Below are 5,699 nucleotides of genomic sequence, written 5' to 3'. Positions count from 1 at the left end.
GCGGCAGCCCGCCGTCCAGCAGCCCGACGACCCGGCCGGCGCCGCTCCGGCCGCCGAGCCGACCCGGGAGCGCGCCACCCGGGCCTCCGTACCGGCACCACGGACCCACCGGTGGTCGCCGGCCGCCCTGCGGTCCCTGCCGCCCACGATCAAGCAGCGCATCCGGGCCGAGGCCCACGGCGCCTCGCCCTCCGTCCGCCGCGTGCCGAAGGCCGGTCCGGTCGCGAGCGACCCCGCCGCGCTGACGCGGTCGGCGCTCGCCACCGCGGCGTAGGGCGCGGGCAGACGGCTCGTCCGTTCCCGCCCGCACCACCGGCACGGCGTCCGGCCCGACCTCGCTCAGCGCGGTACGGACCATGGACCGGCCGGACCCCGCAGGCGCAGGACGACCGCGGCACCCACAGAGGCCCGCACGACCCGCAGGCCCGGCAGTCCCCTCAGGACCGCAGAACCCGCAGGCCCGGCAGTCCCCTCAGGACCGCCAGAACCCGCAGGGTCCCTACGACTGAAGCCGTACGCGTCCCGTACGGACCCCGCAACGCACCTCGTACGACCGAACCCGTACGGCCCCACGCGTGCGACACGGAACTCGATGTACCCGGCAGGAACCCCGTCCCGCGGTCAGCGGCGCTCGTCGCCCCCCGTGGTCCCGGGCTCGGACTCCGCCTCCGCCTCGGCTTCGGCCTCCTTGGCCTCCACCTCGGGCGAGAGGGTGGGACCGCTGCCGTCGACCGACGCCAGGACGGAGCCCTCGTCCACCTCGGTCGGAGCGGGCGGCTCGACCAGCCAGTCGGGATTGGCCTGCTTGTCCCACCACTTCCAGGCGGCGTACGCGCCGCCGGCCAGCACACCGAAGACCGCGAGGCCCTTGGCGAACCGTCCGGCCCTCGCGCGACGACGGTGCTTGTTCACGAGCTTCTGGATGTCCTTCGGCGACACCTGACCGCGCAGCGCGGCCCAGGCCGCCGTCGAACGCGACCCGGCCTCCTCCAGTACGGGACCGGTCGCGGCGACCGCGTGCTCGACGCGCGGAACGGTGTAATCGGCTGCCTGACGGGCGGCTTCACGGGTCCGGGCCGCAGCGCGCTGCGCGGCCGCGTCGACCCGCGGCGGCACGTGCGGTGCGACTCGCGCGACGTACTGCGCACGTGCCTGAACACGGGCCTGCCGAGCGGCCGTCGACACCTTCGGCGCCAGCCGCGAGCGCGCCTCCTGCGCGTACTGCGCGGCTTGCTCCTTGGCCGTGCCTGCGTACGGCGCCACCACTTCCGCGGCGTGCAGAACGCTCTCCTTCGCCGAATCTGTCGCGGCGCGCACGCTGTCCATGCGGGTCACAGGACTCCTCCTCCTCGGTGGCGACCATGTCGGGTTTTCGCCTTTCCATCCTTTTCGGAATCATGCCCCCCTGAGTCAGGTCCGGCATGTGGGGCGGGCATCCGGGGCATGCGAGGATCGGACACGCCAGAGACGGATGTGAGTGACCCGACGTGACGCCGGCTGCCTGACCCCAGCCGCTGTGACGCGGCGTGAACAGGGACGGAAGGCGGACCGTGGCCGAGCAGCTCTACGCGATCCTCAAGACCAGCGCGGGCGACATCGAGATGCGGCTCCTGCCGTTCCACGCACCGAAGACGGTCAGGAATTTCGTCGAACTCGCCTCGGGCGAGCGGGAGTGGACCCACCCGGCGACCGGCGAGGTCTCCACCGACCCGCTGTACGACGGAACGGTCTTCCACCGCGTGATCAAGGGCTTCATGATCCAGGGCGGCGACCCGCTCGGGAACGGCACGGGCGGCCCGGGTTACGAGTTCGGCGACGAGTTCCACCCCGAACTCTTCTTCGACCGGCCCTATCTGCTGGCCATGGCGAACGCCGGCCCGGGCACCAACGGTTCGCAGTTCTTCATCACGGTCGGCCCCGCGACCTGGCTCAACCGCAAGCACACCATCTTCGGCGAGGTCGTCGGCCAGGAGAGCCGCGCGGTCGTGGACGCGATCGCCGCCGTGGAGACCGACCCGCGTACCGAGCGTCCGCTGGAGGACGTCGTCATCCGTTCCGTGGTGATCGAGAAGCGCTGACGCGGAAGGGACGGACCCCGCCCATGGACCCGCAGTCCGGTCTCCCGCACTGCTACCGCCACCCCGGCACCGAGACCGGCATCCGCTGCGCCCGCTGCGAGAAGCCGATCTGCCCGGAGTGCATGATCTCCGCCTCCGTCGGATTCCAGTGCCCCGACTGCGTGCGCAACGGTTCGGGGACCGGGCACGCGGCGGACGCCAATCAGCCCCGGACGCTCGCGGGCGGGCGGGTGGCCGCCGACGACCGGTTCGTCACCAAGATCCTCGTGGGGATCAACCTGGCGGTCTACCTCGCCGTCCTGGTGGCCGGCGAGCGGCTCGTCGACCAGCTCGTGCTCATCGGCTACGCCTTCAACCCCTTCCTCGGGGAGGTCGTGGGGGTCGCGGACGGGGAGTGGTACCGGCTCCTGACCGCGACCGTCCTGCACGAGGAGGTCTGGCACATCCTCTTCAACGTGCTCGGCCTGTGGGTGATCGGCGGGATCGTGGAACCGGAGCTCGGCCGGGCCCGGTACGCGGCGCTGTGCCTGCTCTCGGGGCTGTCGGGTTCCACGCTCGCGTACCTCGTCGCGGCGCCGAACCAGCCGTCCCTCGGCGCCTCCGGTGTCGTCTACGGCCTGATCGGCGCCTGGGTGGTGCTGGCCCGCCGGCGGCGCCACGACATGCGGCCGGTGATCCTCTTCGTGGCCCTGTCCCTGCTCATGACGTTCACCCGACCGGGGATCTCCTGGGAGGCGCACGTCGGCGGACTGGTCGCGGGGGCCGTGGTCACGTACGCGCTGGTGCACGCCTCCCGGGCCCGGCGGCAGCTGGTGCAGTACGGCGCCTGCGGGCTGCTGCTGGCGGTGGACGTGGTCGCCGTCCTGACGCGTTCGGCCGTGCTCACCTGAGCGCGAAGCTTTGAGGACGAGCACCGAAGCGAGCTTTCCCCAGAGTTATCCACAGCGTGGGGCCGGTCTTCCCCACCGCAGCGGAAAGTGGCCCACCCCCTGTCTCTGACCTGGTCTTTCGCCAGGAAGGCAGGGGGTGCGCCGCTGTCACGCACGATCGGGAGCGATCAGATCGTGGTCATACCGGCGTCAATCTCGTGCAAGTTATCCACAGATCTTCGTAAGTTATCCAGTGCTGTGCACAACGCTGTGGATAAGTTGGGGGGAGCGGTGCCCGGCGCGGGCTACTTCCACTGGGTGGAGACGCCGAAGCCCGCCGCGATGAAGCCGAAGCCGACCACGATGTTCCAGTTCCGGATCGACTCGACCGGCAGGGAACCGTCGGTGACGTAGAAGACGACGATCCACACCAGCCCGATGGCGAACAGCGCCAGCATCACGGGTGCCACCCAGCTGCTGTTGGTCAGCTTGATGTTGGCGGCCTGCTTCGCGGGCGGCGGCGTGAAGTCGGCCTTCTTGCGGATACGTGACTTCGGCACGAGGGACTCTCCTGTCGATGCGCTGCGTGACCGCGCAGGGAACTGTGGCTGGCGCCGGGATCGGGCCGCGGGAGGACCACTGCGTCCCCCGGGCGTCCGTTAGCGTAGTGGTTCCGCGGCACCGAAGGGGATCAGGGTACGTTGAGCAATTCCGCCGGCACTCCCGCAGGGCCGGGCCCCACCGCGCGGTGGCGCCCCGTCCGACTGCTCACGCTCGCCGTCTTCGCCCTCGCCGGACTGATCTTCGTCACCAGTTTCAACACCGCCCGCGGCACCAACCTGCGCACGGACACCTCTCTCCTGCGGCTCTCCGACCTGATCCAGGAACGCAGCCACAAGAACGCGGGTCTCGACGAGTCCACCGCCGCCCTGCGCTCCCAGGTCGACGCGCTCGCCGCCCGCGACGACGGATCCACCCGTGCGGAGGACGACCGTCTTCGCGCGCTGGAGTCCACGGCGGGGACCACCGAGGTCTCGGGCAGCGGCCTGACCGTCACCCTCAACGACGCCCCGCCCGACGCCCAGGCCGCCCCCGGCTACCCGGAACCGCAGGCCAACGACCTGGTGATCCACCAGCAGGACCTCCAGGCCGTCGTCAACGCCCTGTGGCAGGGCGGCGCCGAGGGCATCCGCGTCATGGACCAGCGGCTGATCTCCACCAGCGCCGTGCGCTGCGTCGGCAACACCCTGATCCTCCAGGGCCGCGTCTACTCGCCCCCGTACAAGATCACGGCGGTCGGTGACCGGTCGCGGCTGGCCAGGGCGCTGGCGGACTCCCCGGCCATCCAGAACTACCGGCTGTACGTGAAGGCGTACGGGCTCGGCTGGAAGGTCGACGAGCACCGCAGGATCACCCTTCCCGGTTACTCCGGGACGGTCGAGCTCCACCACGCGAAGCCGGTGAGCTGAGGCGCGCCCCCGGTTGTCCACAGGCTTCGGACAGCTGACCCCTCACGGCCCCGGCGACCCGTACTCTGGTCCCCGTAACGAACGGAAGGGGCGGTCGACGTCATGTACGGCTGGATCTGGCGGCATCTGCCGGGCAACGCGTGGGTGCGCGCGCTGATCTCGATCGTGCTCGTCCTCGGAGTCGTCTACGTCCTCTTCCAGTACGTGTTCCCCTGGGCGGAGCCTCTGCTTCCGTTCAACGATGTGACGGTGGACGGCCAGTGAGCGCGCGAATTCTCGTCGTCGACAACTACGACAGCTTCGTCTTCAACCTCGTTCAGTACCTCTACCAGCTCGGCGCCGAGTGCGAAGTCCTGCGCAACGACGAGGTGGAGCTCTCCCACGCCCAGGACGGCTTCGACGGCGTCCTGCTCTCCCCCGGGCCCGGCGCGCCCGAGCAGGCCGGCGTCTGCGTCGACATGGTGCGGCACTGTGCCGCCACCGGCGTGCCCGTCTTCGGCGTCTGCCTCGGCATGCAGTCGATGGCGGTGGCGTACGGCGGTGTCGTGGACCGCGCCCCGGAGCTGCTGCACGGCAAGACCTCCCTCGTCACCCACGGCGGCCGGGGCGTCTTCGCCGGCCTCCCCTCGCCGTTCACCGCGACCCGCTACCACTCCCTCGCCGCCGAGCCGACCGCCCTGCCGGACGAGCTGGAGGTCACCGCGCGGACCGAGGACGGCATCATCATGGGCCTGCGCCACCGGGAACTCCCGGTGGAGGGCGTGCAGTTCCACCCCGAGTCGGTGCTCACCGAGCACGGCCACCTGATGCTCGCCAACTGGCTGGAGCAGTGCGGCGACAAGGGGGCGGTCGGCCGGTCGGCGGGGCTCGCGCCGGTGGTGGGCAAGGCCGTCGCGTGACGTCGGGGTCGCCGTGGTTCCGGGCCGCCGACCTGCCCGAACCGGAGCCCGGGCCGATACCCGGGGACCCGTACGCGTACGGCCCGCAGGCGCCCGTCCAGGGGCCGGGCCAGGACCAGGGGCAGGAATACGGCGCGGTGCCTCCGCCGTACGGCGCCCAGGGGACCGGCGGGCACGCGCCCGCCCCGTACGGCACCCCGCACGAACCCTCGTACGGCACGCCGGCGTACGACCCCTCGCACGGCGGACCGGCGTACGGGACGCCGTACGACCCCGCGTACGGGACGGCGCCCTCCCCCGCGCCCGCCGGGCCGTCCGAGCGCTCGGTGCCCTTCCCGTCCGGCGCGCCCGAGGGAGGCCCTGACGCGGTCGAGGAAGCGGCGT

8 protein-coding genes and 1 pseudogene are annotated in these 5,699 nt (G+C 71.6%); 7 read left to right on the top strand and 2 right to left on the bottom strand.

Annotated features, from left to right (window positions below; genetic code table 11):
* Positions 1-274: DUF6344 domain-containing protein (locus RIF68_RS25275; RefSeq protein WP_309053602.1), on the top strand; the 274-nt coding region annotated here is incomplete at its 5' end.
* Positions 275-621: 347 nt separating this feature from the next.
* On the opposite strand, the gene RIF68_RS25270 is transcribed toward RIF68_RS25275, so the two are convergent.
* The gene (locus RIF68_RS25270; protein WP_309053601.1) at positions 622-1,335 is read right to left on the bottom strand and encodes a DUF5324 family protein; all 714 of its coding nucleotides are present in this window, start codon (positions 1,333-1,335) and stop codon (positions 622-624) included.
* A 215-nt stretch (positions 1,336-1,550) separates the two neighbouring features.
* On the opposite strand from RIF68_RS25270, the gene RIF68_RS25265 reads away from it, so the two are divergent.
* Both RIF68_RS25265 and RIF68_RS25260 read left to right on the top strand, forming a co-directional pair.
* Positions 1,551-2,078 (top strand): peptidylprolyl isomerase, encoded by a 528-nt coding sequence (locus RIF68_RS25265; protein WP_309053600.1) that lies wholly within the window; start codon positions 1,551-1,553, stop codon positions 2,076-2,078.
* A gap of 23 nt (positions 2,079-2,101) precedes the next feature.
* On the top strand, positions 2,102-2,968 hold the full coding sequence (locus RIF68_RS25260; RefSeq protein ID WP_309053599.1) for a rhomboid family intramembrane serine protease: 867 nt from the start codon (positions 2,102-2,104) through the stop codon (positions 2,966-2,968).
* Between the two features lie 284 nt (positions 2,969-3,252).
* Here RIF68_RS25260 and crgA read toward each other — a convergent pair whose 3' ends face one another.
* Positions 3,253-3,507, bottom strand: coding sequence for a cell division protein CrgA (gene crgA / locus RIF68_RS25255; RefSeq protein ID WP_309053598.1), 255 nt, complete (start codon positions 3,505-3,507; stop codon positions 3,253-3,255).
* A 141-nt stretch (positions 3,508-3,648) separates the two neighbouring features.
* Between crgA and RIF68_RS25250 the strand changes: the two genes are divergently transcribed.
* The 4 genes and pseudogenes from RIF68_RS25250 to RIF68_RS25235 form a co-directional block, all read left to right on the top strand.
* Entirely contained in the window at positions 3,649-4,416 is a 768-nt protein-coding gene (locus RIF68_RS25250) for a DUF881 domain-containing protein (RefSeq protein WP_309053597.1), read from the top strand.
* A 102-nt stretch (positions 4,417-4,518) separates the two neighbouring features.
* The gene (locus RIF68_RS25245; RefSeq protein ID WP_309053596.1) at positions 4,519-4,680 is read left to right on the top strand and encodes a hypothetical protein; all 162 of its coding nucleotides are present in this window, start codon (positions 4,519-4,521) and stop codon (positions 4,678-4,680) included.
* Positions 4,677-5,315 (top strand): aminodeoxychorismate/anthranilate synthase component II, encoded by a 639-nt coding sequence (locus RIF68_RS25240; protein ID WP_309053595.1) that lies wholly within the window; start codon positions 4,677-4,679, stop codon positions 5,313-5,315. The genes RIF68_RS25245 and RIF68_RS25240 overlap by 4 nt, the downstream gene beginning before the upstream one ends.
* Positions 5,312-5,699, top strand: a pseudogene (locus RIF68_RS25235) (hypothetical protein); the annotation flags it as partial. The gene RIF68_RS25240 and the pseudogene RIF68_RS25235, both read left to right, overlap by 4 nt.

Origin of the sequence: Streptomyces sp. (assembly GCF_031178505.1) — a bacterium.
GTDB classification, from domain to species: domain Bacteria; phylum Actinomycetota; class Actinomycetes; order Streptomycetales; family Streptomycetaceae; genus Streptomyces; species Streptomyces gulbargensis.
Note: the sequence above shows the minus strand (reverse complement) of the source record. Positions and strands in the feature narration are given on the sequence as shown.

What these genes read in the sequence shown, in the direction of transcription:
- RIF68_RS25260 (WP_309053599.1), top strand. Translation starts at nt 2,102, where the DNA reads ATGGACCCGCAGTCCGGTCTCCCGCACTGCTACCGCCACCCCGGCACC.
- RIF68_RS25245 (WP_309053596.1), top strand. Translation starts at nt 4,519, where the DNA reads ATGTACGGCTGGATCTGGCGGCATCTGCCGGGCAACGCGTGGGTGCGC.